Raw genomic sequence first — 23,784 nt, 5'->3', positions numbered from 1 at the left:
ACAAGATAATGACTGCCCCCAAGACTAGCTGGGTCGATTCCGCGAACGACGGCCAGACCCATTTCCCGCTGCAGAACCTGCCGTATGGCATCTTTTCGACCACGGGCGGCGCGGCGCGTGTAGGCGTGGCGATCGGCAACCAGATCGTCGATCTGGCTGCGCTGGACGATGCCGGCCTGATGCCGACGGCGGCCAAGGGCGCGTTTGCAGCGTCGAGCCTCAACCGCTTTATCGCGCTGGGCAAGCCGGTCTGGACCGACGTGCGCGCGCGCCTGACCGCGCTGCTGTCCGCCGATGACCAGCGGCTCTCTGGCAATGCAGCGCTGCGCGACAAGGCACTCGTGCCGATGTCGGCCGCCACGCTGCACTTGCCGGTAGATATTCCCGGCTATACGGACTTCTATTCGTCGCGCGAACACGCCACCAACGTTGGCCGCATGTTCCGCGATCCCGACAACGCGCTGCTGCCGAACTGGCTCGAAATCCCGATCGGCTATAACGGTCGTGCGAGTTCGGTGGTCGTCAGCGGCACCGCGCTGCATCGTCCCAATGGCCAGATCAAGCTGCCGAACGAGGCGCGCCCGATCTTCAGTCCCTGCCGCAAGCTCGATTACGAGCTCGAGATGGCCTTTATTGTCGGCAAGCCCTCGAACCTCGGCGAGCCGGTGAGCACGGGCGATGCCCCGGCCCATATGTTCGGTCTGGTGATTCTCAACGACTGGAGCGCCCGCGATATCCAGCAGTGGGAGTACGTGCCGCTCGGTCCGTTCAACAGCAAGTCCTTCGGCACCTCAATTTCGCCGTGGGTGGTGACGATGGACGCGCTGGAGCCGTTCCGCCGCGAAAACCCGGCGCAATCGCCGGAGCCGTTGCCGTACCTGCAGCAGCAAGGGCAGAACGCCTACGACATCGACTTGGAAGTGGCGCTGCAACCAGCCGGCGCCGCGGCGGCCAGCACGGTGTGCCGCACCAACTTCAAGGCGATGTACTGGACCATGGCGCAGCAACTGGCCCACCACACGGTATCGGGCTGCAATGTGCGCATTGGCGACCTGATGGGCTCTGGCACGATCAGCGGCACTACGTCGGATTCGTGCGGCAGCCTGCTGGAAACCACGCGCAATGGTGCGGAACCCGTCACCTTGGCCGATGGCGCGAAGCGCGGTTTCCTCGAGGATGGCGATACCGTGACCATGACGGGCTGGTGTCAGGGCGAGGGGTATCGCGTCGGCTTCGGCGAGGTAACAGGTAAAATCCTGCCGGCGCGCTAAGTACCGCGACGGCCGCTACGGCGGCCACGGCAAGTCAACAGGGCGGAGCGGCAAAAAAGTGCTGCATCCGCCCTGTTACATTTCCGAGATTCCGTTACTTTTCTGGCACAGCCAGTGCGCGCAGGAGCATGAGAGAATGCGCCGCCGACCAGATATCCAACCTATCAGAATCTGGTGGCGGACCGGGTCACAATCCTCCCACGCGCAAGGCATGACACTTGAATTCGAGATCCGCGCATGGGCGGCATGTGCGCCGGCGTTGCAGACACACGCCGACTGGCTGGCATGGAGCCGAGCCCCATGGCTGCCGGAAGGTGCTGATCTGCCCGCGCTTGCCGCGATGGCGCCGATGTTGCGTCGCCGTGTCAATGCCACAGGACGTGCCGCGCTACATCCCGCCTACGAGATCGCCGCCAATGACGCAGGCGTAATGCCGGCCGTCTTCGCCTCGCGTCACGGGGATTCGCGCCGCGCTTTTTCGATGCTGAGCGAGCTTGCCGCCGGCGAACCGCTGTCGCCCACGGCGTTCGGTCTGTCCGTACACAACGCGATTGGGGCGATGTTTTCCATTGACCGGAGCGCGGCATCCAATATCCAGGCGTTGTCCGGTGGGAAGGACACCGTAGAGGCCGCCATCGTCGAGGCCTGCAGCTTGCTGGCCGATGGTGCCGCCGAGGTCCTGCTGGTCTGCTACGACACGCCGCTTCCCGAGCCGTACCTGACGTATGCCGACGAACCGCAGTGCCTGTATGGATGGGCGTGGCGCGTGGGCTTGCCGCGTGCCGGCGCGCCAGTGTGGCGGCTCGAGTTGGCCGATCCCGCGACCGCGGTGACCGACAAGTCGGGGAACGGCCCCGTGGACGGTCAGGGCCAGCCGCTGCTGCCACACGGCCTGGAGGTATTGCATTTCGTCCTGTCCAATGACGCAGGGGCCGGCAAGTCGCAACTGTTGCATCGCGCGGATCATGCGATCTGGAAGTGGAGTCGCCATGGTTGACCGGCTCGGCCGCGCGTGGCGCGTTATCGCCACGGCATTCTGCTTCGCGATCTTCGGCATCGGGGGCCTGGTGCTGGGCGTTCTGGTATTCCCGCTGCTATCGCTGATGCTCTGGGCACGCGCCAGGGCGCAGCGGGCCTGTCGCCGCGTGATTCATTCCACGCTTTGGGGATTCCTGTGGCTGATGCGCACCCTGGGTGTGCTGGACTACGAAATTCGCAATGCGGAACGGCTGCGCCGGCCCGGCCTGCTGATCGTGGCCAATCATCCGTCGCTGATCGATGCGGTCTTCCTGCTGGCGCTGACCCCCGACGCGAACTGCGTCGTGAAAGGGGCGCTGGCGCGGAATCCGTTCACGCGGGGGGCCGTGCAGGCCACCGGCTGGGTACGCAACGACAGCGGTGGTGTGGCGATGGTCGACGACTGCATCGCATCACTCCGCGGCGGCAGCAGCCTGATCATCTTTCCGGAAGGCACCCGCACGCGGCCCGGCGTGCCACTGCAATTGCAGCGCGGCGCGGCCAACGTGGCCGTGCGCGGTGATATTGCGCTGACACCGGTGGTGATCCGCTGCGTACCGCCTACGCTGACTAAAGGCGAGAAGTGGTACCACGTCCCACGGCGGCGGCCGCGCTTTGTCATCGACGTTCATGCCGATGTCAGCGTCGCCCAGTGGGTGCCGCAAGGCCTGGAGCCCGTAAAGGCCGTACGCCGGCTGAATCATTCACTATCTGACTATTTTTCTCGGGAGATCCGTCGTGAAGTCGCTTGAGCAGGAAATCAAGGAACTCATTATTACCTCGCTGTCTCTGGAAGATATCAAGGCGGAAGATATCGAGACCGACGCGCCGCTCTTCGTGGAAGGGCTGGGGCTCGATTCCATCGACGCGCTGGAGCTCGGCCTGGCGCTGCAGAAGCGCTATGGCGTCACCATGAAGGGCGAGAAGGAGGAAGTCCGCGCCCGGTTTGCCAGCGTCGCCACGCTGGCCGCCTATATTGCGTCGCAGCGCGGGCAGGCCACCGCCTGACGCGCGGATCATGGTCTGGATGGTTTGAATCGGGGAACACGGAGCCACAAGCATGACGCACGACGAAATCTTCACACGCGTGGCCGGGGTGCTCGAACAGATGTTCGAGATCGACCCCGCCCGCATCACGCTCGATGCGCGCCTGTATGACGATCTCGATATCGACAGCATCGACGCCGTGGACCTGCTGGTGAAAATGAAGCCGCTGATGAGCCGTCCGATCCGGGCGGAGCAGTTCAAATCGGTGAAGACGGTGGGCGACGTGGTGCGGACCCTGGCATCGCTGATCGACTCGCCGGCCACCGCCTGACAAGCACATGGCATGGCGCAAATGGGGGCTGGGGCTGCTGACGATGGCTTACCCGCTCGTGATCTACTTCGGCTTGCAGCACTACTCGCCGCGCGTGATGGCGCTGGCGCTGGTCGCGCTCGCGCTGCTGCGCGCCGCCACCAGCCGCCAGACCGGCTGGCGCGTCACGGCGCTGCTGGCGGCCGCGCTGGCAATTGCGGTGCTGGCCTCGGATCATGAACTGCCGCTGAAGCTCTACCCCGTCCTTGTCAACGTGGCCATGCTCGCCGTCTTTGGCTGGAGCCTGCGCTATCCTCCCACGCTGATCGAGCGCCTTGCGCGCCTGCGCGAGCCGGATTTGCCGCCGAGCGGCGTGGCCTATACGCGCCGGGTCACACAGGCTTGGTGCGTGTTCTTTGTCGTCAACGGCACGATTGCCGCGATCACGGCCCTGGCCGGTAGCGACCGTGCCTGGGCGATCTACAACGGCGGCATTGCCTACGGATTGATCGGCGCGATGTTCGCGGTGGAGTGGCTGGTGCGCCAGCGCGTGAAGCGCCGTCATGCGGAGGGCCATCATGGATGACCGTCTGAACGGCGTCAGTGCAACGATGGCGGCGCTGGCTGCCCGAGACGATGCTCGCGCCTTGGTCGCACGGGCAACGGCATGGCGACACGCATTCCTGGCGGCGCCCGGTACGCGCTGGGCGTTGTTTGTCGACAGCCCGGCCGAGTTTGCCGCCGCGCTCTTCGGTGCCTGGCACGCGGGCAAGCATGTGTTGCTGCCCGGCGATGCGAGGCCCGATACGCTTGCCGCGCTGCGCGAGCATGTCGATGGCATGGCCGGCGATCTTCCGCAGGGCCTGCAACCGTCGGCCACGGAGTCTCCGCTGCAATGGCCCCGCCTGGACGCGCGCGAAACCTGGATCACGTTGTTCACGTCCGGCTCCACCGGTGCGCCGGAGGCAGCGCCCAAGCGGTTGGCGCAGCTAGAGGCAGAGGTCCATGCGCTCGAACAGGCGTTTGGACCGACGATGCCGCGAGAAAGCCGTCTGCTGACTACGGTTTCGCATCAACATATCTACGGCCTGCTGTTCACGATCCTGTGGCCGCTGGCGGTGGGCCGGCCGATGCCGGCGGCACGCATGGCGTTCCACGAAGAGCTGGTCGCGGCCTGTGCCGAAGACCGGACACCGGTGGTCCTGGTCAGCAGCCCGGCGCATCTGAAGCGGATGCCGGAAGCGCTGGACTGGGCCGCCACGCGCGGCGTGGTGCGGGCGGTGTTTTCGTCTGGTGGTCCGTTGCCACCCGAGGGTGCGTCGGATGTGCTGCGCCATATCGGTGTCTCGCCGATCGAAGTATTTGGAAGTTCCGAGACCGGTGGCATCGCGTGGCGTCAGCGCGCGGCAGGGGACGACCACTGGACCCCGCTGCCCGGTGTGGCGTGGCGGCTGCAGGAGGGGTTCCTCGCGGTGCGCTCGGCCCACCTCGCAGACGATGACTGGCAGGTGTGCGCCGACCGGGTGCTGCCGACTGGAGATGGCGGATTCGCGCTGGCCGGTCGGGCGGACCGCATCGTCAAGATCGAGGAAAAACGGGTGTCGCTGAGCGCGATCGAGCAGCGGTTGCTGGCGTCGCCGCTGGTGCGCGAAGCCCGCGCGTTGCTGATCGAGACCGCTATCGGCACGCGCGTGGGCGCGGCCATCGTGCTGCAGGAGGCCGGCCAGTCGATGCTCGACGGCAAGGGCCGTCATGCGCTGATTGCCGCGCTGCGCCGTGCGCTGGCCGACGGTGTTGACCGGCTGGCGTTGCCGCGGCGCTGGGCGTTCCCGCAGGCGTTGCCGTGCAACGCGCAGGGCAAGACCACCGAGGCGATGCTGCGCGAACTGCTGCGCCACAGTATTCCGGTGGCGCGCTGGGTGGAGGCCGACGATACGTCGGCCACGGCCGAGCTGGATATCGCCGAAGACCTCGCGATCTTCGATGGCCACTTTCCGGGCGCGCCGATCGTGCCCGGCGTCGCTCAGGTCGACTGGGTCATGGCGCTGGCGCCGCAACGTCTGGCGGTCCCGCCACGTCAACGTTTTGCCAGGCTGGATGTGCTCAAATTCCAGGCTGTGATGCGTCCCGGCGCAGCGGTGCGCATGGCGCTCGACTGGCAGCCGGCGTCATGCACGCTGGCCTTTCGACTAACCTCCGATGCCGGCTCGCACGCGAGCGGCAAGATCATTTTTCACCCCGCTGTTTCATGACCGCCGTTTTTCGTCCCATCGTGCTGGTTCCGGTCTTTGACCACGAACATGCCATCGGAGCCATGGTCGAGGCCATCCTGAGGCATCCGTGGCCTTGCCTGCTGGTCGATGACGGCAGCGGCCCGGCGTGCAGCCAGGTGCTGCGCGACCTTGCCGATGCCTATGGGGAGCGCGTGATCCTGATCCGCCTGCCGCAAAACCGGGGCAAGGGCGCGGCGATGATGGCCGGCTTCCAGGAGGCCGCGAAGCTCGGCTATACGCACGCGCTGCAGATCGATGCCGACGGGCAGCACAATGCCGACGACATCGCGCGTTTCTTCACGCTGGCACGCGAGAACCCGACGGCGGTCATCGCGGGCTGCCCGGTGTATGACCAGACGGTGCCGCGCCACCGCTTCTATTTCCGGTATCTCACGCACATCCTGGTGTGGATCAACACGCTCTCGTTCGAGATCCGCGACTCGATGTGCGGCTTGCGGGTTTATCCGCTCGACGCGGTGACAGCGCTCATGCAGGACGTGCGGCTCGGCCACCATATGGAGTTCGACACCGAGGTGATCGTGCGCCTGTACTGGCGCGGCGTGCCGGTCGTCAACGTTCCGACACGGGTGACGTATCCCAGCGATGGTGTCTCGCATTTCCGTCTTATCCAGGACAACCTGCTGATGACAGGGATGCTGACTCGCCTGTTCTTTGGCATGTTGTGGCGAATGCCGCGTCTGCTGTGGCGCAAGGTGCGCTCCGCATGAGCACCTTGCACCCCGAAACACCGGGCGCCACGCCGCGCCGCCGCACGCCGCACTGGAGCGCCATCGGCGAAGCTACCTGCGTCTGGGGCATCTGGTTGCTCTACGGCCTCTACCGCGCGTTTGGCCGGCTGCTGTTCCGCGTGGTGATGTACCCCGTGGTCGTCTACTTCTGGCTGGCGTATCCGCTGGCGCGCCGGTCGTCGATGGAGTATCTCGCGCGTGTCGAGGCGGCAACAGGCGCCATCGGCACACAGCCTACGTGGCGCCAGTCGCTGCGGCATCTGTTTTCGTTCGGCGACACGATGCTCGACAAGCTGCTGGCCATTGGCGGACGGTATCGCTTCGAGCATGTTTCCAAGGAAGGCGGCGACGTGCTGCTCCGGCAGATCGCGAGCGGGCGGGGCGGCATCATCATGACGGCTCACGTTGGCTGTCTGGAGCTTTGCCGGGCGATGGCCAACCGGTTGAACGGGCTGCGGCTGACCGTGCTGGTCCACAGCGCCCATGCCGAGCGCTTCAATCGCATCCTGGCGCGGTTGGACCCGGACTCGATGCTGCAGCTCTACCAGATCGACGATATCTCTCCGGCCACGGCGCTCGAACTGTCCGCCCGCGTGGAGGCAGGCGAATTCGTGGCGATTGCTGGCGATCGCGCGCCCGCGCACGGTGGCCGGGCTGTGCGGGTGCCATTCCTCAGTCAGCCCGCACGCTTCCCGGTAGGGCCCTATGTGCTGGCGAGCCTGCTGAAATGCCCGTTGTACGCGATGGGCTGTGTGCGGGAAGGGCGCGGGCACCTGATCCGCTTCACCGAGCTGGAACACGCCGTGACGCTGCCGCGCGCCACACGCGAGGCACGTCTGCAGGCGCTGGCCGCGACCTACGCCCGCTGGCTGGAGGACCTCGTGGCGCGTTCGCCGTACGACTGGTTCAACTTCTATGATTTCTGGGCGGACGATCCGATCAGCATCGGCCGCCGTGACATGCAGCAGCCCGCACAGGAGCGCGATGCCAAGAATCCTGAGTCATGAGATCACGCTGACGCCGGCGTTCCACGACCTCGATCCGATGAACGTGGTCTGGCACGGCAACTATCTCCGTTACTTCGAGCTGGCACGCTGCGCGTTGCTACAGCAGATCGACTACGACTATCCGCAGATGTCGGCATCGGGCTATGCCTGGCCCATCGTCGACGTGCGTGTCAAGTACGTTCGCCCGCTGCGATATGGCCAGCCCGTGATCGTGCGCGCCACGTTCGCGGAATGGGAAAACCGGCTCCGAATCGACTACGAGATGCGCGACGCGCTGTCCGGCGCGCGGCTGACCAAGGGATACACCATCCAGGTGGCGGTGGATCTGGCCACGCAGGAGATGCAGTACGTCAGCCCGCCAGTGCTGCTGCAGCGGCTTGGAGTCGAGCCATGATGCGCCGCCGTGCTCTGCAGGCGATGCTTGCGCTGGTGACGCTGGCGGTGATGAGCGTGGTACCGGCGCACGCCGAGGACCTTTCCGCGGCCGTGTCGGCGCGGTTGTCCGATGCGCCGGTCATCCATGGTCAGTTCGAGCAGACGCGGAGGCTGGCCGGCTTCAGTAACCCGTTGATCTCCCGGGGCGACTTCGTGATGGCGCGAGGCCGGGGCGTAGTGTGGGCCACGCGTGAGCCGTTCGCATCGAGCCTGCTGGTCACGCCCGAGAAGCTGGTGATGCGGGGCGCGGACGGCAAGGTGCAGCAGGAAATGCAGGCCGATGCCCAGCCCGCCATGCGGCTGGTCGGGGAGTCGATGATCGCGATCCTGCGCGGCGACCTGCGCAGTCTGTCCACGCGCTTCAGCGTGACCGGCAAGCTCGTCGGCAAGTCGGGCTGGACGCTGACCCTGACGCCGACCGACGCGGGCGTGCGCCGCGCGTTCACGCGGATCGATCTGGCCGGAGACCGCTACGTCCGCGACGTCAGGCTCGAGGAAGCCAGCGGCGACAGCACCGTTGTCAGGATGATCGACCCCGCCGGAGCGGAAAAACTCAGTCCTTCGGAGGAACAACGTTTTGAATGAACTGGCCCACGGGGCCGCGATGCAGGGCGGGCTGTCCCGCCGCGAGCGCCTGCTGGCGATTGGCTGGCTGCTGCTCGTGATTGCGCTGATCGCGCACCAGGTGCAGTTCTGGCGTGCATCGCGGCTCGACACCGACGTGATGGCGCTGCTGCCGACCAGCGAGCGCACCGCCACGGCCGATCGCGTGCTGCGTCAGCTGACCGACGGTGTGTCGCGCGAGATCGTCGTGCTGGTGGGGGGCTCGGACTGGGCCCGCACGCGCGCGGCGGCGCAGCGCTTCTCGCAGGCCACGTCCGGCGGCAGCGCGTTGCTGAAGCCCGTCGACAAGATTGCCGCGTTCGATTTCGATGCGGCGCTGGCGTTCTACCGGCCGTGGCGCGACGGGCTTCTGACCGACGCGCAGCGCGAGGCGCTGCGGACGACCGATGCCGATACGCTCGCGCAGCAGGCGCTGACGCGGCTCTACCAGTTTTCCACCGGACCGCGCCTGACCGATTGGGCGTCGGACCCGCTCGGGCTGTGGCAGAACTGGTGGCTGTCTCGCGCGGCGGTGACCCGCGTGCATGAGCGCGATGGTCTGGCAACGGTGACCGGCGAAGGCAAGGATTGGGTGCTGTTGACCTATCGGATCACCAAGCCCGCGTTTTCCGCCAATGGCAGCACCGCCTACGGCGACTTGCTCCATGCGGCAGAAGCGGCGGCGCGTCAGGGCGACGACGGCGTGCGCGTGGTGACGGCCGGCATCCCGCTGCACGCCGAAGCCGCGGCCGCGCAGGCCAACTGGGAAATGAATGTGATCGGATGGGGCTCGCTGGCCGCGGTGCTGCTGCTGGTGTGGCTGGCCTTCCGGTCGCTGCGGCCCATCGTGCTGGTGGGGCTGTCACTGCTGATCGGGACGGCGGCAGCAATCTCCGCCACGGCGATCGTCTTCGACCGCGTCCACCTGATCACGCTGGTGTTCGGCGCCAGTCTGGTCGGGGTGGCCGAGGACTTCGGCATCCACTATTTTGTGACGCGCCAGGCCATGCCGCGCGCGACGCCGCCTGCCGTGATGCGCTTCCTGGCGCCCGGACTGGCGCTGGCGTTGTCTACGAGCGTAGTGGCCTATCTTGCGCTTGGCATCGCACCGTTCCCCGGGCTGCGCCAGATGGCGTTGTTTTCCGCGGTTGGCCTGATCACGGCCTTCCTAACCGTGCTGTTCTGGTTCCCCTTGCTCGATCGGGGCAACCTGCGTCCGACGCGTCTTTCCACCTGGCTTGCCGATAGCCTGGCGCGCTGGCCGTACGCACGCAATGACCGGCGTACCTGGCTGGCGCTTGGCGTGTTGATGCTGTTCATCGTGACCGGCATTTGGCAGGTGCGCGTTGCCGACGACATCCGGCAACTGCAGAGTTCGCCGCCCGCGCTGATCGAGGCGCAACGCACGGCAGGGCAGTTGTTGGGCACGCCCAGCCCGGCGCAGTTCATCCTCGTGCGCGGTGCGACGCCGGACGAGGTACTCGCGCGCGAGGAGGCGATCAAGGCCGGGTTGGCCGATGCGATCCGGCGCGGCGATCTGGCCGGCTTCATTGCGATCTCGGACTGGGTGCCGTCCGCCGGCCGTCAGCAAGCCGACGCCGCGCTGGCCGATCGGCAGGAGGCGGCGATCCGCGCACGCGTGGCCAGCGCAGTGGGCGGCTCGATCGCGCCGCCCGCTCCGTCCGCACGTGCTGGTGACGCCGTGCTGACGCTGCCCGCGTGGCTGGCGAATCCGGTATCGGAAACGCTGCGGCACCTGTGGCTTGGCCGCGAAGGCAATGGCTTTGCCAGCGTGATGCTGTTGCGCGGCCTCGACCACGTGTCGGCGATTGCCGGTATCGCGGCGTCGGTGCGGCAGGTGCCCGGCGCGGAGTGGGTCGATCGCGTGGCCGATATCTCGTTCCTGCTCCATCACTACCGGGTGTTAATGAGCTGGTTCCTGCTGGCAGGCGCCGTGGGCGTGGCACTGCTGCTCTGGTGGCGTTATGGCCGCTCGGGCTGGCGCGCGCTCGTGCCGACGCTGCTGGCGGCTGCGTTCAGTGTGGCCGTGCTGGGCTGGACCGGCGTGCCACTGCAATTGTTCTCGGTGCTCGCGCTGGCGCTGCTGCTGGGTGTGGGCGTCGACTATGGCATTTTCCTGCTCGAACACCCGGGCGATGGCGTGTCCTGGACCGCCATCGTGCTCGGGGCGGCCAGCACGTTGCTGGCGTTCGGGCTGCTTGCGTTGTCGTCGACACCCGCGCTTCATGCGTTCGGGGCGACGATGCTGTCGGGCGTGGGTGCGGTCTGGGTGATGTCGCCGTGGTTCAGGCCGCTGCCCGGAACGTCATCGCATCAAATCAGTCAGGAAGGATCTCAATGAAGAAAGAGACAGTGGACGTACTGATCGTCGGCGCGGGCCCGGCGGGTTCCGTGGCGGCCGGATTGCTGCGCAAGCGCGGCATCGGCGTGCTGGTGATCGAAAAGGAAACGTTCCCGCGTTTCTCGATCGGCGAGAGCCTGCTGCCCCAGAGCATGGCTTACATCGAGGAGGCCGGCATGTTGCAGGCCGTGGTGGAGGCGGGCTTCCAGTACAAGAACGGGGCGGCCTTCGCGCGGGGCGACCGCTATACCGATTTCGATTTTCGCGAGAAATTCTCGCCGGGATGGGGCACCACCTACCAGGTGCAGCGCGCCCATTTCGACGATGTGCTGATTCGCGAGGCGCAGAAGCAGGGCGCCGAGGTGCGCTTTCGCCATGCCGTGGAAGCGGTGGACGTCAGCGGTGCTGCGCCGGTCGTCACCGTGCGCGATCCGGATGGCAACGTGTATCAGGTGGAATCACGCTTCCTGCTGGACGCCTCTGGCTTTGGCCGGGTTTTGCCGCGCCTGCTCGACCTGGAGTCGCCGTCGAACTTTCCGGTGCGCGCCGCCATCTTCACGCACGTGGCCGACAGGATTCCGGGGGGCAGCTTCGATCGCAACAAGATCCGCGTCAGCGTGCATCCGGAACACGTCGATGTCTGGTACTGGACCATCCCGTTCTCCAACGGGCGTTGCTCACAGGGCGTGGTGGCCGAGAAGTCGTTCCTCGACCAGTACGAAGGCGATGAAATGACTCGCCTCAGGCAGCTCGTGGCCGAGGAGCCGGGCCTCGCGAAGCTGCTGAAGGATGCCGAGTGGGACACGCCGGCCCGCCAGATCGTCGGCTATTCGGCCAACGTCCGGTCGCTCTGGGGCAATGGCTATGCACTGCTCGGCAATGCCGGCGAATTCCTCGACCCCGTGTTCTCGTCGGGCGTGACCATCGCGTTCAAGTCGGCCAGCCTCGCCACCGCCTGCGTGGCGCGCGCGTTGGCCGGCGAAACCGTTGACTGGGAGACCGAGTACGCCAGGCCGCTGAAAGCAGGCGTTGACTGCTTCCGTGCCTTTGTCGAGGCATGGTACGAAGGCAGCTTCCAGAAGCTTATCTTCCATCCCAACGCGCCCACCGACATTCGCGACATGATCTCGTCGATCCTGGCGGGCTATGCCTGGGATCTGAACAATCCATTCGTGACGGAGTCGCGCCGTCGGCTGAGCGTGCTGGAGCAATTTTGCGACGATTGAGGCTGCCCGCCGCGCTGGCGACGCTCGCGATGCTGGCCGCCTTGGCCGCGTTAGCGGTGCTGGCGGGCTGCGCCACCGTCGCCCCGACGCGGGCCGAGGTGCCGCTGCTGCGCCTGCCGCCGGCCTCGCTGGGCAGGACGCTGAACCTGCAGCAGCAGATCACAGTGCAGTTCCCGTCGCCGCAGGGCGAGCAGACACGTGACATGATCGCGATGCTGGAAGCCGATGCCGCCCATACGCGGCTGGCCGCCGTGGCAGGCGGCCAGGTGCTGGCGCGTATCGACTGGGATGGCCGGGACCTGCACGTGACGCGGGCCCCGTGGGCTCCGCGGGAACTGATGCCCGAGCGCATCCTGAGCGACCTGCAACTGTCGCTCTGGCCTGTCGAAGCGATTCAGGCGGCGCTGCCAGATGGCTGGCACGTCGATGCCACGCCGGCCATGCGCGTGCTGCGGTACGGCGACGAGGTCGTTGCCGAAGTGCGCTATCCGGATGCCACCACCACGCTGTTCACGCAGCTGCGTGACGGCTATCGGCTGACCATTCGCACGTTGCAGGAGGAAGGAAAGACGCCATGACGATCTATCTGAACGCGATGAACGTGATATGCGCGCTCGGTAGCGGCAGCGACGCCGTGCGTGCTGCGCTGTGGCGCAGTGACGGACCGTTTGGTGGCGAGGTCACCGAACGCTACACGCCGGGTAGCCCGCTGCATCTGGGCACCGTTGCGGAGCCCATGGCGGCCACCGACCTTCCGGCGGGCACCGCGCTGGAACTGGCCAGCCGCAACAACGCCATGCTGGAGCGCACGCTTGCCGGCTTGCGTCCGGCTGTGGATGCGGCCATCGCGCGGGTGGGCCCGATGCGGGTGGCGATCGTGCTCGGTACCAGCACGTCCGGCATCTACGAGGGCGAGCTTGCCGTGCGCACGCACGCGAAAGAGGGCACGTGGCCCGAGCAGTTCCACTACGCCCAGCAGGAGCTTGGCTCGCCGGCCCGTTACCTGGCCTGGCGGCTCGGCGTTGGCGGGCCTGCCTACACGATTTCCACGGCGTGCTCGTCCAGCGCCAAGGCCATGTCGGCCGCGGCCCGCCTGATCGAGCATGGCATCGTCGACGTGGCCATCGCGGGCGGTGTCGACACGCTGTGCACATTTACGATTTCCGGTTTCCTTTCGCTCGATTCGGTGAGCGCGGAGCGGTGCAATCCGCTGTCGGCGAACCGGCGTGGCATCAATCTGGGCGAGGGCGCGGGGTTGTTCCTGATGTCCCGCGAGGCTGGGCCCGTGCGGCTGACCGGATGGGGCGAGACTTCGGATGCCCACCATATGTCCGCACCCGACCCATCGGGTGTCGGCGCGCGGACGGCCATGCAGCAGGCGCTGGCTCGCGCCGGGCTGAAGCCCGCGGACATCGACTATCTGAACCTTCACGGCACCGCCACCGAGCAGAACGACGTGATGGAAGCGCGCGCGGTGTCCGACCTGTTCGGCGCCGATTTGCCGGTCAGTTCCACCAAGTCGCAGACCGGGCACACACTTGGGGCCGCTGGCGCGGTGGAAGCCGCACTGCTGTACCTGACGCTGACGGACAACCCCCGGGGTCGCCTGCCGCCGCACTGGTGGGATGGCATCGCTGACCCGGCGATGCCGCCGCTGCATGTGGCGGGCGCCGACGAATCCCTGGGCCGGCCGGTGCGCCATGCGATGAGCAATTCGTTTGCGTTTGGGGGTAGCAATTGCGTATTGGTGATGGGGGAGGGCTAAAGATGCGCACACCCGGACCGATATCGACGATGCCACCCGTTGGCGAGGTGGTGCCGCATGGCGGCGCGATGCGTCTGATCGACGAACTGCTGGCAGCCGATGACACCCAGTGCGTGGCGCGCGCGACGATCAGGCCGACGCAGTTGTTCGTCGATGACGCCGGGATGCCCGCATGGATCGGCATCGAATACATGGCGCAGACGATCGCGGCATGGGCGGGCATGCAGGCTCGCGGCAAGGGATGCAAGCCCGGCCCGGGTTTCCTGCTCGGCTCGCGCCGCTATGCCAGCGACGTGCCGGCGTTTCCGGTGGGCAGCGTGCTGACCATTCGTGTCCGGCTGGAGATGGCGGGCGATGACGGCCTGTCGCTGTTCGCCTGCACGCTGGACATGGGCGGCCATGAGGTGGCTCGGGCCACGGTTTCGGTATATCGGCCTGCGGACGCGCAGGCCTTCCTCGAGGGGCAGCAGACATGACAACCCAGACCGTGCTCGTCACGGGATCATCGCGCGGCATCGGCCGCGCCATTGCGCTGCGTCTTGCGCGTGATGGCTATGACGTGGTGATCCACTGCCGCGCGCGTCGCAACGAAGCCGAATCGGTGGCCGACGCCGTGCGGGCCTTCGGCCGCAATGCGCGCGTGCTGTGTTTCGATGTCGGGCAACGCGAGGCCGCGGCCAGCGCATTGCTGGCCGATATCGACCATCACGGCTGCTACTACGGAGTGGTCTGCAACGCCGGGCTGGCCCGCGATGCAGCGTTTCCGGCCATGAGCGGCGAGGAGTGGGACGAGGTGATTCACACCAACCTCGATGCGTTTTTCAACGTGCTCAATCCCGTGGTGCTGCCGATGGTGCAGCGGCGGCGGCCGGGCCGGATCGTCACGCTGTCGTCGGCGTCCGGGATCGTCGGCAATCGCGGGCAGACCAACTACAGCGCTGCCAAGGCCGGGGTGATCGGCGCCACCAAGGCACTGGCGATCGAACTGGCCAAGCGCCAGATCACGGTCAACTGCGTGGCGCCGGGGCTGATCGACACGGAAATGATCGAGGAACACGTGCGCGAGGAAGCCATGAAGATGATTCCCGCCCGCCGCATGGGCACCCCGGACGAGGTGGCGGCCACGGTGGCGTTCCTGCTTTCGCCCGATGCCGGGTACATTACGCGCCAGGTGATTTCGGTGAACGGAGGCATGTTCGGATGAAGCGGGTGGTGGTCACGGGAGCGGGCGCGGTCAGCGCGATCGGCAACGACTGGGGGACGGTGCGCGAGCGCCTGGCCGCCGGTCGCAATGCGATAGTTGTCATGCCAGAGTGGCGCGAAATCCGTGGCCTCAACACGCACATCGCGGCGCCGGTGCCGCCGTTCACGCTGCCACCACACTACACGCGCAAACTCATGCGGACCATGGGCCGCGTATCGCAGATGGCCGTGCTGGCGACCGAATCGGCACTGGCCGGGGCCGGGCTGGCCGGAGATCCGCTGGTGACCGGCGGACAGATGGGGATCGCGTACGGTTCCTCGACTGGCACGCCGTCCGCCGCGCAGGACTTCGCGCGGATGATGAGCGACCGTACCACCGAGGGCGTCAATGCCACCACGTACATCCGCATGATGTCGCATACGGCCGCCGTGAACATCGGCGTGTTCTTCGGCATCAAGGGCCGCATCCTGACCACGTCGAGCGCCTGCACGTCAGGCAGCCACGGTATTGGCTACGCATACGAGACGATCCGCATGGGCCGTCAGGTGGCGATGGTGGCCGGCGGCGCCGAAGAGCTTGACGCCACGGAGGCGGCCGTCTTCGATACGCTTTTCGCCACCAGCACGCGCAACGAGGCGCCCACGGCGACGCCACGACCGTTCGATGCCGCGCGCGATGGCCTGGTGCTGGGCGAGGGCGCCTGCACGCTGGTACTGGAAGAACTGGAGCACGCGCGCCAGCGTGGCGCCCCGATCCTGGCCGAGATCGTCGGCTATGGCACCAACAGCGATGGCGTGCATGTGACCCAGGCAGATGCCGGCACGATGGCCCTGGCCATGCGAATGGCGCTGGACGATGCCGGCGTCTCGCCGGATCGAATCGGCTACGTGAATGCGCATGGCACGGCCACCGATCAGGGTGACATCGCCGAGTCACAGGCCACGCACGCCGTGTTTGGCGCGCGAATGCCAATCAGTTCGCTCAAGAGCTACGTCGGGCATACGCTGGGCGCGTGCGGTGCGCTCGAGGCGTGGATGACAATCGAGATGATGCGCGATGGGTGGTTCGCGCCGACGATCAATCTGGAGAACCCCGATCCCCGCTGCGCGCAGCTCGACTACATCGTGGGCGAGGGGCGTGCTATCGACACCGAGTACGTGATGAGCAACAATTTCGCGTTCGGCGGCATCAATACGTCGCTGGTCTTGCGCCGCTGGAACGACTGAGTCGTTCCTGACCCTTTCGGCCTTTTTTGATCCTTTTCGACGCATTCGAACCCTTCCACTGACATGCCGCTCGCACTGCGCACTGGATCTGTGATGGCCTTCGCGGCAATGGCGCCGCCCGTGAGCCGTTGGATGTCGCAGGAAGAACTGGGGCGGCTGGCGACGATGCGGGCCGAGGCGCGGGCGGAGCAGTTCGCCGCCGGCCGGTGGCTGGCGCGCCGGCTGCTGGCGGTGACATTCGGCGGCGATGCGTCCGAGTGGGCGCTGTCGGCCGCGGAGGATTCGCCGCCGCTGGCGATACATACGAGCGGCGCGGTGGGCGTGCCGGTGTTCGTGTCAATTGCCCATTCCGGCGATCACCTGGCCTGCGCAGTGGCCGATGTGCCGGTTGGCATCGATATCGAGCACCTGCAGCCGCGCAAGCATCTGGACACGCTGATCGAAGCCACCACGACGGAGGCCGAGCGTGCCGCGCTACCCGAACTGTTGCGCGAGAGCGATGCCGATGCGCGTCTCGTGGCGTTTTTTCAACTCTGGACCCTGAAGGAAGCGTGGATCAAGTGCCATGGTGGCAACCTGTTCCAGACCATGATGGGACATGTGGTGGAGGCGCTGCCGGCGCCGATATCCCAGGCCAATGCGGTGACCTGGCGGCGCGATGACGCCGTGCTGGCGTTGGCGGCTTCCGCGCCCGTGGACGGACTGAGCTTGCCGGATGCCACCGGTTGGCGGCTGCGCGAGCGCGACGCCGCTGACTGATTCCGCTCAGGTCTTTTCCAGCGACGCGCAGGCGGCTCGCAGCATTGGCGCATAGCGGTCGAGGTGCGGCTCGATCCGATAGACCGGACCCGCAATCGAAATCGCGTAGCACTCGCCGGACAGCCGCACCGGCCATGCCAGCGCCCCCACGTCAGGCATCGACTCGCTCAGGTTCACGTAGGCGCCGCGTTCGCGCGCCTGCAGCAGATCCGCTTCCAGCGCGGCGGGCGTGGTCAGCGTGCGCGAGGTGAACGCCTGGAACGGCAGTTGCGCGAGCAGCGTCGCGCGTTCGGCCTCGTCCATCGCCGCCAGCAGGGCCTTGCCGATCGAATTGGCATGAAGCTCGCGGCGCTCGCCGGCCGTGGCGATGTATCGAATTGCATGTGGTGATTCGAGCACATCCAGATACACCACCTCCTGCCCTTCATGCAGTTTGCCGATGACAATGGTTTCGCCGGTGGCGTCACGTAACTCGCTCATCGTGCCATGCACGCGATCCAGTACCGGATCGTGGCGAGCAATCTGCTGCGCCATCGCCAGCAGGCGGCCGGTGGGGTAGTAGCCTTGGCGGCGCGCCGTTTCGTAGAGATAGCCCAGCGAGGTCAGCGTGCGAATCAGCGCCAGACAGCTCGACGCCGGCACGGCCAGCAGGCGGGCCAGTTCCGACAGCGACAACGCCCGGCGCTCGCGTGCGAACGTTTCGATGATTTCGATGACGCGCAGCGCCGTCTTGACGTTCATCGACGACGGCTTGGCAGCGGAAGGGGCGGGGCGCTCTGGCATGGCGGGCGGAGTCTTGGGGGCGTCTGAATGTGGCGTCTGATACCCGGCGGACTGTAGCACGGGCCCGAATATCCGGTCGATGTGGCTGGCTGGGTGCTCGCAGTGCCGCAAGCGCAGGTTCCCGGAGTCGGCTAGATTTAAGACTGGAGCGAGTTTGCGCTACATCAAAGCAACAACAACCTCCCCGCTTAGAGTGACGTGTGAGAATCTCCGCCATCCGGGCGGGGACTGCCATTCCAAAAGGAGCCCCACATGTATCGCAACATCATGGTCCCGATCGACGATAGCCACTGCTCGTCCCGCGCGCTGGACGAAGCCGTCCGGCTGGCCCGCGCCACCGGTTCAAATCTCGAGATCATCCATGTCATCGACTACGGTTTCCTTAGGGTGCGCGCGCATGGCGGTGAACTGGAGGAGGAGCACCAGCATCGCGTGGCGGCCGGCAATGCGCTGCTCGTCAAGGCCCGGCACCACGCCGAGCGCGCCGGGATCAAGTTCACCGAGCGGCTGCTCGACGACAAGTCCACGCTCGGCGACGTCGCGAACCGGCTGATCCATGACATCCAGGACAGCAAGCCTGACCTGGTGGTCATCGGCACCCACGGCAAGAGCGGGCTGCAGCGCGTCGTGCTTGGCAGCGTCGCCGAAACCCTGGTGCGCCACGCTTCCGTTCCCGTATTGGTGGTGCGTGGGGACATTCCGCTGGCCGAGGAAGTGACCGCCGGCCAAAGCACCACTTCCGCGTAATTCCCCATCCCCATCCTTGCCCGATTGAATCGCTAGTGGCCGACCTTGAGGTCGGTCCACGCGCGATTCCACGCCCGCCGCGTGCCGCTGTCGAGGTCGTTCAACTGTTCGAGCCGCTGCCGCTGCGCGGCGCCCGGCGTGATGACCGGGTCGGCCAACAGGTCTGGCCGGATGAACGCGCGCGCCGCGGCATTCGGATTGCCCGCGCCGATGGCATTAGTGATCTCAGCGGCATTTTCAGGGCGCAGCATGAAGTTGATGAACCTGTATGCCAGCGCGGGATGCGGCGCCGTCTTAGTGACCACGAAACTGTCCGCGGTCATGCCATTGCCCTCGCGCTGCAGCGACGAGGTGATCGAGAAAGCCCGGTGGGTGTTGCGCGCGTCCAACCCGGCCTGATAGACATCGCTCGAATAGCCGAGCACCACCCAGATATTGCCGACCGTTAGCTCGCGGATATAGCTCTGGCTGTTGAACGCCGCCCAGTAGGGCAGCGCGGCGCGGATGGCCGCCTCGGCTTCGCGCAGTTGCGCAGGGTCCGTCGAATTGCCGGAGTGGCCCTTGTAGCGCAGCGCGGCCGCGATGACTTCGCGGGGGTCGTCAAGCACGGTGACACGGCCCCGCAGCTTCTCCAGCATGTGCGGGTCGAAGACCAGCGACCATGACGAAGCATCGAGCCCCAGATCGTGCAGGCGCGTGGCGTTGTAGCCGACCAGCGTGATCGTGAAATCGTAGGGCAGGGAATAGACGTTGCCAGGGTCAAGCGGCGTGTTCAGGAACGCCGGGTCGATATTGCGAAGATTCGGGATGGCGTGCTTGTCCAGCGGCCGGAGCAGCCCCAGACGGATCAGCGCCGGAATGCCGTAGTTGCTCGGACATATCACGTCGAACCCTTGCGCGCCGCCCGCGAGCTTGGCCAGCGCTTCCTCCATCGAACCGAAGTACGTCAGGTTCACGTGACAGGCACATTCGGACTCGAACCGGGCGATCGTCTCGGGCGACAGCGCGTTGTTCCAGGTGAATACGTTCAGGTCTTCCGTGGCCATGGCCAGGCCGAAGCACCCCGTCAGCGTCAGGCCGACCAGCAGATGGCGCACCTTCGCCCATATGCGATGACTCATAGTTGCGCCCTCCAGACGTCGCGCGAAACGCGATAGGCCGTGAGCGACACGGCCAGTGTCAGCATCATGAGGATGGACGAGATCGCATTCACTTCCGGCGTGACCGCGATCCGGATCATCGAGTAAATCTGCAGCGGCAGTGTCGGTTGGCCGGGCCCCGCCGTGAAGAAGGTCACGACAAAGTCGTCCATCGACAGGGTGAAGGCCAGCAACGCGCCCGCGAGGACGCCCGGCAGCATCAGCGGCAGCATGACATGCCACCCGGCCTGAAGCGGTGAGGCGCCGAGATCGCGGGCGGCGTCGATCAGGCTCTCGTCGAGCCCTTCGAGCCGGGCACGCACCACCACGGCAACGAAGCCCACGCAGAACGTGATATGCGACAGCGCCACGGCTGTCAGGCCGAGATCGATATTCACGGCAACAAAGAACAACAGCAGCGACACCCCCATCAATACCTCGGGCATCGCGATTGGCGCGAGCACCAGCGTAGTCAGCAATGGCGGCCGGTAGCGGTGCAGCGCGATGGCGGCGAGCGTGCCGAGCACGCATGACGTGCCTGCCGCGATCGCGCCGATCATCAACGAGTTCCACGCCGCACCCAGCATGTCCGGATCGTTTGCCAGCACGTCATACCAGTGCAGCGTGAAGCCGTCCCATTCCGCGTTCAGGCGCGAGTCATTGAACGAGTAGGCCACGACGATCAGCAGCGGCAGGTACAGGAACGCATAGACCGCGCAGCCAAGGCAGGCCACCCACACAGGCCATCGGGGGCGATTCATGACGATCTCCTGCCAGTGGCCACGGCGGCCGGTGCGGGTTGCGCTGAACGATGGGCGGACTTGCGCGTACCCCGCTGCGAGGCGACACGCGCCGTTCCCTTCACGCGTGCCGCCAGCGTCGCCAGTCCAATCAGCGCCAGCACGATGCCCACCAGCGCCAGCGATAGCGCCGACCCCAGTGGCCAGTCTCGGCTATCGAGGAACTGCTGCTTGATCAGGTTGCCGATCAGGATCGATCGCGTGCCGCCCACCAGTTCAGGCACGGCAAAGATCCCCAGACACGGCGTGAAGACAAGTGCGATGCCCGCGTAGACGCCCGGCAGCGAAAGCGGCCAGATCACCTGCCAGAAGCAATGCCAGCCATTCGCGCCCAGATCGCGCGCGGCATCAAGCAGCAGCGGGTCCTGCTTTTCCAGACTGGCATAGAGCGGCAGGATGAAGAACGGCAGGTGTACGTAGACCAGCACGAGGATGACGGCCGCGGGTGTGTAGAGCGCTTCGACCGGGGCGAAGCCGATCCAGCCGATGAGGCTGTTGACGCCATGCATCAGGTATCCGCGTGGACTCAGGATGATCATCCATGCGTAGATCCGGATCAGGAAGTTCGACCAGAACGGCAGGATCACAAGGATCAGCAGCAGGTCGCGCCGTCGCTTGTCGCTGCGGGCGATCCACCATGCCAGCGGGTAGGCAGCCACCAGGCAGATCGCGGTGGTCAGCGCGGCGTAGCCGGCTGACTTGAGAAACAGTCCGGCATAGAGCGGTTCCTGGATCAACTCGCGGATGTTGTCGAGCGTGAACAGATCCTGCCAGTGCCTGAGCACGGTGAGGGCCGCGGTGGTGGTCATACCTTGGTCAGGTGGAATCAGCGGCAGCAATCCGCCGGACTCCGCCGGTGTTCGGAATGCCGCCACGATCATGATGGCCGAAGGAATGCCGAAGAAGGCGAGCAGGAAGGCGATGGGGATGCCACAGACAAGCCAGCGGGCCAGCCGATCCGCGCGCGTGATCATGGCTGTCTCTTCGCCTCACCGGCTTAGAAACACGCCGGCGTTGCCGGGCCAGTCGAGCTCGACCCGATCGCCCTGCGTGAACTGCCCGTCGGTCACCGGCCCCGCGTTGGCGACCATCGTTTGCAGCCGGTGTCCGCTGGCAAGCTCGACCGTGTATAGCGTGACATCGCCCTGGTACAGCCGGTCGACGACGGCGCCTTCGAGCATCGGCGCACTGGTGTTGCCGCCCGGCGACGCCCCACGTGGCCGCAGCCGGATTTCCTCGGGCCGGATGGCGACGGTGCCGCGGCTGCCGATGGCCAGCGCTTGCCCCGCGGGCATGTCGCGCTCGCCCACGCCGGCAATGCGCACACGCAGGCGCGCCGCGTTCGATTCCGCGACGGTGGCATCCAGCAGATTGCAGGACCCGATGAATCCGGCCACGAATGTCGTGGCCGGTGCGCGGTAGATCGCTTCGGGTGTGTCGAGCTGGACGATGTGGCCTTCATGCATCACCGCGATGCGTTGCGAGAGCGCCAGTGCGTGGGTCTGATCGTGCGTGACGTAGATGAACGCCACGCCCAGTTGCTGCTGCAACGCTATCAACTCATGAAGCATCTGGGTTTGCAGCGCCGCATCGAGCGCGGACAGCGGCTCGTCGAGCAGGAGCAGCCGGGGACGCGCGGCCAGTGCTCTGGCGATAGCCACGCGTTGACGCTGTCCGCCGGAAAGCTCGTGCGGGTAGTAGCGTTCGAAGCCTTGAAGACGGACGTTTTCGATCAGGCTGCCCAGGCGCCCGTCGATGTCGTGGCGCCGCAACTTCTGCATCCGCAGCGGGAAAGCGATATTGGCGGCCACGGTCATGTGCGGGAAAAGCGCGTAGCTCTGGAAAACCGTGTGCATGGGGCGATGCTCGGGTGGCACGCCCTGAAGGCTCTTGCCGTCAAACAGCACCTCGCCGCTATCGGGCTCGGAGAAACCGCCTAGCAGCCGCAGCAGGGTGGTCTTGCCGCATCCCGAAGGCCCCACGAGCGTGAAGAATTGCCCCGATCCGACATTGAAGCCGATATCGTCGAGGACCGGCCGGCCGCCGAAAGACTTGGACAGGTGATGAACTTCCAGCAGGTCCATGCACGCATTCCTCCCGCGCCGGCGCCGACGATAGCAATGCGGCGTTCAAGGCCACATCCACAACTGCATGATAGAAGCCAGCGCGTGATCTGGCGGCGCCAGCAGGGCAATCTTGGGGGCAAGGGGAGAAGAGTCGTGGCGCGAACGGCCACTGGGCATGAAAGTGCGGTTGCCGGACCACCTTGGGTTGGCAAGGTGGCCCGGCAACCGGGTCTGGCGGGACTTCGCGCGCCTGGGCGCGCACGTAGTTACTTCTGGCCGGCAGCAGCGTGAGCAGCCGAGATCGCCGCATCGCGCTCTTTGGCCGCAGCCGCCTTGGCCTCGTTGTAGACCTTTTTCGCTTCGGCAACCTTCCGGTTGTATTCCTTGCGTGCCGCGTTAACCTCTCCGCGCATCTTGACGATGGCGTCATTGGTGCCCTGCGCCGCCGCCCCGGAGGCCGACTGCGCCCAGGCCGGGGCAGTGCAAAGTGTCGCGGAAATCATGATCAGGCTTGCCAGATATCTCATGCGGTTCTCCCGTGGTTAGCGTTTTACACCTTAGCGTGTGACTGGGGCGATCTCTATTGGCCCAAAGACTAACGGTGACGCAGGATACCCACCGCAGGAAAGCAAAATACGACCACTCCTTGCGTCGAATCAAGGGGCAATCGACGTGGGGGACTATCAAGGGTACTAGGCCATATGCAGTACGTTGGCTGTACTTGGAATGCCTGCCGTAGCGACTACACTCGACAAACTCCTCACCGTGAAGGCCCTGCCATGTATCTCGCACCTGGAACCGAGCCAGATCGTTCAAGCCCTGCAATTCCCTCTGCGTCGGGAGGTGGTTCGATGCGTCGCCCGGCATCGGGTGAACACGCGATCGACCGGATTGCGGAGCTTTATGGCGCACCCAGGAAACTGGTCGAGCGGGAATTCTGGGACGCATGGTGCTCACTATCGTCCGATGCGCGGATTCTGGACTACGTCGTGGTGCTGGCGGAGCGGCGCGTCATCAAGGCACTGCGCGGACGATACGCGGCTGGCCCGCACTGA

The 23,784-nt window shown here is 66.0% G+C and carries 27 protein-coding genes; 21 read left to right on the top strand and 6 right to left on the bottom strand.

What is annotated here, in order from left to right; all coding sequences use genetic code 11:
• Positions 1–8: 8 nt before the first annotated feature.
• From fahA to K6G35_RS27110, 19 genes are all read left to right on the top strand, one after another.
• Entirely contained in the window at positions 9–1,271 is a 1,263-nt protein-coding gene (gene fahA / locus K6G35_RS27200) for a fumarylacetoacetase (protein WP_035883447.1), read from the top strand.
• A 211-nt stretch (positions 1,272–1,482) separates the two neighbouring features.
• Positions 1,483–2,268 carry a beta-ketoacyl synthase chain length factor gene (locus tag K6G35_RS27195; protein WP_035883448.1) on the top strand — a complete coding sequence of 262 codons (786 nt, stop codon included), beginning with the start codon at positions 1,483–1,485 and terminating at the stop codon, positions 2,266–2,268.
• Positions 2,261–3,040, top strand: coding sequence for a lysophospholipid acyltransferase family protein (locus K6G35_RS27190; protein WP_035883449.1), 780 nt, complete (start codon positions 2,261–2,263; stop codon positions 3,038–3,040). The genes K6G35_RS27195 and K6G35_RS27190 overlap by 8 nt, the downstream gene beginning before the upstream one ends.
• Complete coding sequence (locus K6G35_RS27185; RefSeq protein WP_008652283.1) at positions 3,027–3,296, top strand: phosphopantetheine-binding protein; 270 nt, start codon at positions 3,027–3,029, stop codon at positions 3,294–3,296. The genes K6G35_RS27190 and K6G35_RS27185 overlap by 14 nt, the downstream gene beginning before the upstream one ends.
• 52 nt (positions 3,297–3,348) lie before the next feature.
• Entirely contained in the window at positions 3,349–3,606 is a 258-nt protein-coding gene (locus tag K6G35_RS27180; protein WP_008652282.1) for an acyl carrier protein, read from the top strand.
• A 7-nt stretch (positions 3,607–3,613) separates the two neighbouring features.
• A complete protein-coding gene (locus K6G35_RS27175; RefSeq protein ID WP_035883450.1) occupies positions 3,614–4,171 on the top strand; it encodes a COG4648 family protein in 558 nt (185 codons plus the stop codon).
• On the top strand, positions 4,164–5,837 hold the full coding sequence (locus K6G35_RS27170; RefSeq protein WP_186426567.1) for an ApeI family dehydratase: 1,674 nt from the start codon (positions 4,164–4,166) through the stop codon (positions 5,835–5,837). Before K6G35_RS27175 ends, K6G35_RS27170 begins: the two co-directional genes overlap by 8 nt.
• Entirely contained in the window at positions 5,834–6,586 is a 753-nt protein-coding gene (locus K6G35_RS27165) for a glycosyltransferase family 2 protein (RefSeq protein ID WP_495676655.1), read from the top strand. The genes K6G35_RS27170 and K6G35_RS27165 overlap by 4 nt, the downstream gene beginning before the upstream one ends.
• On the top strand, positions 6,583–7,614 hold the full coding sequence (locus K6G35_RS27160) for a lysophospholipid acyltransferase family protein (RefSeq protein ID WP_495676654.1): 1,032 nt from the start codon (positions 6,583–6,585) through the stop codon (positions 7,612–7,614). Before K6G35_RS27165 ends, K6G35_RS27160 begins: the two co-directional genes overlap by 4 nt.
• Positions 7,592–8,008, top strand: a complete 417-nt coding sequence (locus K6G35_RS27155; protein WP_495676653.1) for an acyl-CoA thioesterase — start codon at positions 7,592–7,594, stop codon at positions 8,006–8,008. Before K6G35_RS27160 ends, K6G35_RS27155 begins: the two co-directional genes overlap by 23 nt.
• Complete coding sequence (locus K6G35_RS27150; RefSeq protein WP_035883454.1) at positions 8,005–8,634, top strand: LolA family protein; 630 nt, start codon at positions 8,005–8,007, stop codon at positions 8,632–8,634. The genes K6G35_RS27155 and K6G35_RS27150 overlap by 4 nt, the downstream gene beginning before the upstream one ends.
• Before the next feature lie 19 nt (positions 8,635–8,653).
• Positions 8,654–11,014, top strand: coding sequence for an MMPL family transporter (locus tag K6G35_RS27145; RefSeq protein ID WP_495677141.1), 2,361 nt, complete (start codon positions 8,654–8,656; stop codon positions 11,012–11,014).
• Complete coding sequence (locus K6G35_RS27140; protein ID WP_495676652.1) at positions 11,011–12,240, top strand: NAD(P)/FAD-dependent oxidoreductase; 1,230 nt, start codon at positions 11,011–11,013, stop codon at positions 12,238–12,240. Before K6G35_RS27145 ends, K6G35_RS27140 begins: the two co-directional genes overlap by 4 nt.
• Positions 12,237–12,818: a DUF3261 domain-containing protein gene (locus tag K6G35_RS27135; RefSeq protein WP_495676651.1), complete on the top strand. Its 582-nt coding sequence runs from the start codon at positions 12,237–12,239 to the stop codon at positions 12,816–12,818. The genes K6G35_RS27140 and K6G35_RS27135 overlap by 4 nt, the downstream gene beginning before the upstream one ends.
• Positions 12,815–14,005, top strand: a complete 1,191-nt coding sequence (locus K6G35_RS27130) for a beta-ketoacyl-ACP synthase (protein WP_286881788.1) — start codon at positions 12,815–12,817, stop codon at positions 14,003–14,005. Before K6G35_RS27135 ends, K6G35_RS27130 begins: the two co-directional genes overlap by 4 nt.
• Before the next feature lie 2 nt (positions 14,006–14,007).
• Positions 14,008–14,481: a hotdog family protein gene (locus K6G35_RS27125; protein WP_495676650.1), complete on the top strand. Its 474-nt coding sequence runs from the start codon at positions 14,008–14,010 to the stop codon at positions 14,479–14,481.
• On the top strand, positions 14,478–15,209 hold the full coding sequence (fabG, locus tag K6G35_RS27120) for a 3-oxoacyl-ACP reductase FabG (protein ID WP_011518873.1): 732 nt from the start codon (positions 14,478–14,480) through the stop codon (positions 15,207–15,209). Before K6G35_RS27125 ends, fabG begins: the two co-directional genes overlap by 4 nt.
• A complete protein-coding gene (locus K6G35_RS27115; RefSeq protein WP_008640726.1) occupies positions 15,206–16,435 on the top strand; it encodes a beta-ketoacyl-ACP synthase in 1,230 nt (409 codons plus the stop codon). The genes fabG and K6G35_RS27115 overlap by 4 nt, the downstream gene beginning before the upstream one ends.
• A 120-nt stretch (positions 16,436–16,555) precedes the next feature.
• The gene (locus K6G35_RS27110) at positions 16,556–17,194 is read left to right on the top strand and encodes a 4'-phosphopantetheinyl transferase family protein (RefSeq protein ID WP_495676649.1); all 639 of its coding nucleotides are present in this window, start codon (positions 16,556–16,558) and stop codon (positions 17,192–17,194) included.
• Between the two features lie 6 nt (positions 17,195–17,200).
• On the opposite strand, the gene K6G35_RS27105 is transcribed toward K6G35_RS27110, so the two are convergent.
• On the bottom strand, positions 17,201–17,935 hold the full coding sequence (locus tag K6G35_RS27105; RefSeq protein WP_008651524.1) for an IclR family transcriptional regulator: 735 nt from the start codon (positions 17,933–17,935) through the stop codon (positions 17,201–17,203).
• A gap of 294 nt (positions 17,936–18,229) precedes the next feature.
• Between K6G35_RS27105 and K6G35_RS27100 the strand changes: the two genes are divergently transcribed.
• Positions 18,230–18,724: a universal stress protein gene (locus tag K6G35_RS27100; protein ID WP_008651525.1), complete on the top strand. Its 495-nt coding sequence runs from the start codon at positions 18,230–18,232 to the stop codon at positions 18,722–18,724.
• A 32-nt stretch (positions 18,725–18,756) separates the two neighbouring features.
• Here K6G35_RS27100 and K6G35_RS27095 read toward each other — a convergent pair whose 3' ends face one another.
• The 5 genes from K6G35_RS27095 to K6G35_RS27075 form a co-directional block, all read right to left on the bottom strand.
• Positions 18,757–19,845, bottom strand: coding sequence for an ABC transporter substrate-binding protein (locus tag K6G35_RS27095; protein WP_495676648.1), 1,089 nt, complete (start codon positions 19,843–19,845; stop codon positions 18,757–18,759).
• Positions 19,842–20,624: an ABC transporter permease gene (locus tag K6G35_RS27090; RefSeq protein WP_035883461.1), complete on the bottom strand. Its 783-nt coding sequence runs from the start codon at positions 20,622–20,624 to the stop codon at positions 19,842–19,844. The genes K6G35_RS27095 and K6G35_RS27090 overlap by 4 nt, the downstream gene beginning before the upstream one ends.
• Positions 20,621–21,637, bottom strand: a complete 1,017-nt coding sequence (locus K6G35_RS27085; RefSeq protein WP_495676647.1) for an ABC transporter permease — start codon at positions 21,635–21,637, stop codon at positions 20,621–20,623. The genes K6G35_RS27090 and K6G35_RS27085 overlap by 4 nt, the downstream gene beginning before the upstream one ends.
• Before the next feature lie 15 nt (positions 21,638–21,652).
• Positions 21,653–22,747 (bottom strand): ABC transporter ATP-binding protein, encoded by a 1,095-nt coding sequence (locus K6G35_RS27080; protein WP_495676646.1) that lies wholly within the window; start codon positions 22,745–22,747, stop codon positions 21,653–21,655.
• Positions 22,748–22,995: 248 nt separating this feature from the next.
• Complete coding sequence (locus K6G35_RS27075; RefSeq protein ID WP_495676645.1) at positions 22,996–23,256, bottom strand: hypothetical protein; 261 nt, start codon at positions 23,254–23,256, stop codon at positions 22,996–22,998.
• Positions 23,257–23,580: 324 nt separating this feature from the next.
• Between K6G35_RS27075 and K6G35_RS27070 the strand changes: the two genes are divergently transcribed.
• On the top strand, positions 23,581–23,784 hold the full coding sequence (locus K6G35_RS27070) for a DUF3562 domain-containing protein (RefSeq protein ID WP_008651536.1): 204 nt from the start codon (positions 23,581–23,583) through the stop codon (positions 23,782–23,784).

Source organism: Cupriavidus sp. HY129 (assembly GCF_059492215.1).
The sequence above is the reverse complement of the archived record's forward strand: the minus strand, read 5'-3'. Positions and strand labels throughout refer to the sequence as shown.

Bases quoted from the DNA above. Each gene is read 5' to 3' on its own strand.
- K6G35_RS27145 (WP_495677141.1), top strand. From the start codon at position 8,654: ATGCAGGGCGGGCTGTCCCGCCGCGAGCGCCTGCTGGCGATTGGCTGG.
- K6G35_RS27115 (WP_008640726.1), top strand. From the start codon at position 15,206: ATGAAGCGGGTGGTGGTCACGGGAGCGGGCGCGGTCAGCGCGATCGGC.
- K6G35_RS27195 (WP_035883448.1), top strand. From the start codon at position 1,483: ATGACACTTGAATTCGAGATCCGCGCATGGGCGGCATGTGCGCCGGCG.
- K6G35_RS27095 (WP_495676648.1), bottom strand. From the start codon at position 19,845: ATGAGTCATCGCATATGGGCGAAGGTGCGCCATCTGCTGGTCGGCCTG.
- K6G35_RS27130 (WP_286881788.1), top strand. From the start codon at position 12,815: ATGACGATCTATCTGAACGCGATGAACGTGATATGCGCGCTCGGTAGC.
- K6G35_RS27100 (WP_008651525.1), top strand. From the start codon at position 18,230: ATGTATCGCAACATCATGGTCCCGATCGACGATAGCCACTGCTCGTCC.
- K6G35_RS27155 (WP_495676653.1), top strand. From the start codon at position 7,592: ATGCCAAGAATCCTGAGTCATGAGATCACGCTGACGCCGGCGTTCCAC.
- K6G35_RS27075 (WP_495676645.1), bottom strand. From the start codon at position 23,256: ATGAGATATCTGGCAAGCCTGATCATGATTTCCGCGACACTTTGCACT.
- fahA (WP_035883447.1), top strand. From the start codon at position 9: ATGACTGCCCCCAAGACTAGCTGGGTCGATTCCGCGAACGACGGCCAG.
- K6G35_RS27175 (WP_035883450.1), top strand. From the start codon at position 3,614: ATGGCATGGCGCAAATGGGGGCTGGGGCTGCTGACGATGGCTTACCCG.
- K6G35_RS27070 (WP_008651536.1), top strand. From the start codon at position 23,581: ATGCGTCGCCCGGCATCGGGTGAACACGCGATCGACCGGATTGCGGAG.
- K6G35_RS27085 (WP_495676647.1), bottom strand. From the start codon at position 21,637: ATGATCACGCGCGCGGATCGGCTGGCCCGCTGGCTTGTCTGTGGCATC.
- K6G35_RS27090 (WP_035883461.1), bottom strand. From the start codon at position 20,624: ATGAATCGCCCCCGATGGCCTGTGTGGGTGGCCTGCCTTGGCTGCGCG.
- fabG (WP_011518873.1), top strand. From the start codon at position 14,478: ATGACAACCCAGACCGTGCTCGTCACGGGATCATCGCGCGGCATCGGC.
- K6G35_RS27170 (WP_186426567.1), top strand. From the start codon at position 4,164: ATGGATGACCGTCTGAACGGCGTCAGTGCAACGATGGCGGCGCTGGCT.
- K6G35_RS27080 (WP_495676646.1), bottom strand. From the start codon at position 22,747: ATGGACCTGCTGGAAGTTCATCACCTGTCCAAGTCTTTCGGCGGCCGG.
- K6G35_RS27190 (WP_035883449.1), top strand. From the start codon at position 2,261: ATGGTTGACCGGCTCGGCCGCGCGTGGCGCGTTATCGCCACGGCATTC.
- K6G35_RS27140 (WP_495676652.1), top strand. From the start codon at position 11,011: ATGAAGAAAGAGACAGTGGACGTACTGATCGTCGGCGCGGGCCCGGCG.
- K6G35_RS27165 (WP_495676655.1), top strand. From the start codon at position 5,834: ATGACCGCCGTTTTTCGTCCCATCGTGCTGGTTCCGGTCTTTGACCAC.
- K6G35_RS27105 (WP_008651524.1), bottom strand. From the start codon at position 17,935: ATGAACGTCAAGACGGCGCTGCGCGTCATCGAAATCATCGAAACGTTC.
- K6G35_RS27160 (WP_495676654.1), top strand. From the start codon at position 6,583: ATGAGCACCTTGCACCCCGAAACACCGGGCGCCACGCCGCGCCGCCGC.
- K6G35_RS27180 (WP_008652282.1), top strand. From the start codon at position 3,349: ATGACGCACGACGAAATCTTCACACGCGTGGCCGGGGTGCTCGAACAG.
- K6G35_RS27150 (WP_035883454.1), top strand. From the start codon at position 8,005: ATGATGCGCCGCCGTGCTCTGCAGGCGATGCTTGCGCTGGTGACGCTG.
- K6G35_RS27125 (WP_495676650.1), top strand. From the start codon at position 14,008: ATGCGCACACCCGGACCGATATCGACGATGCCACCCGTTGGCGAGGTG.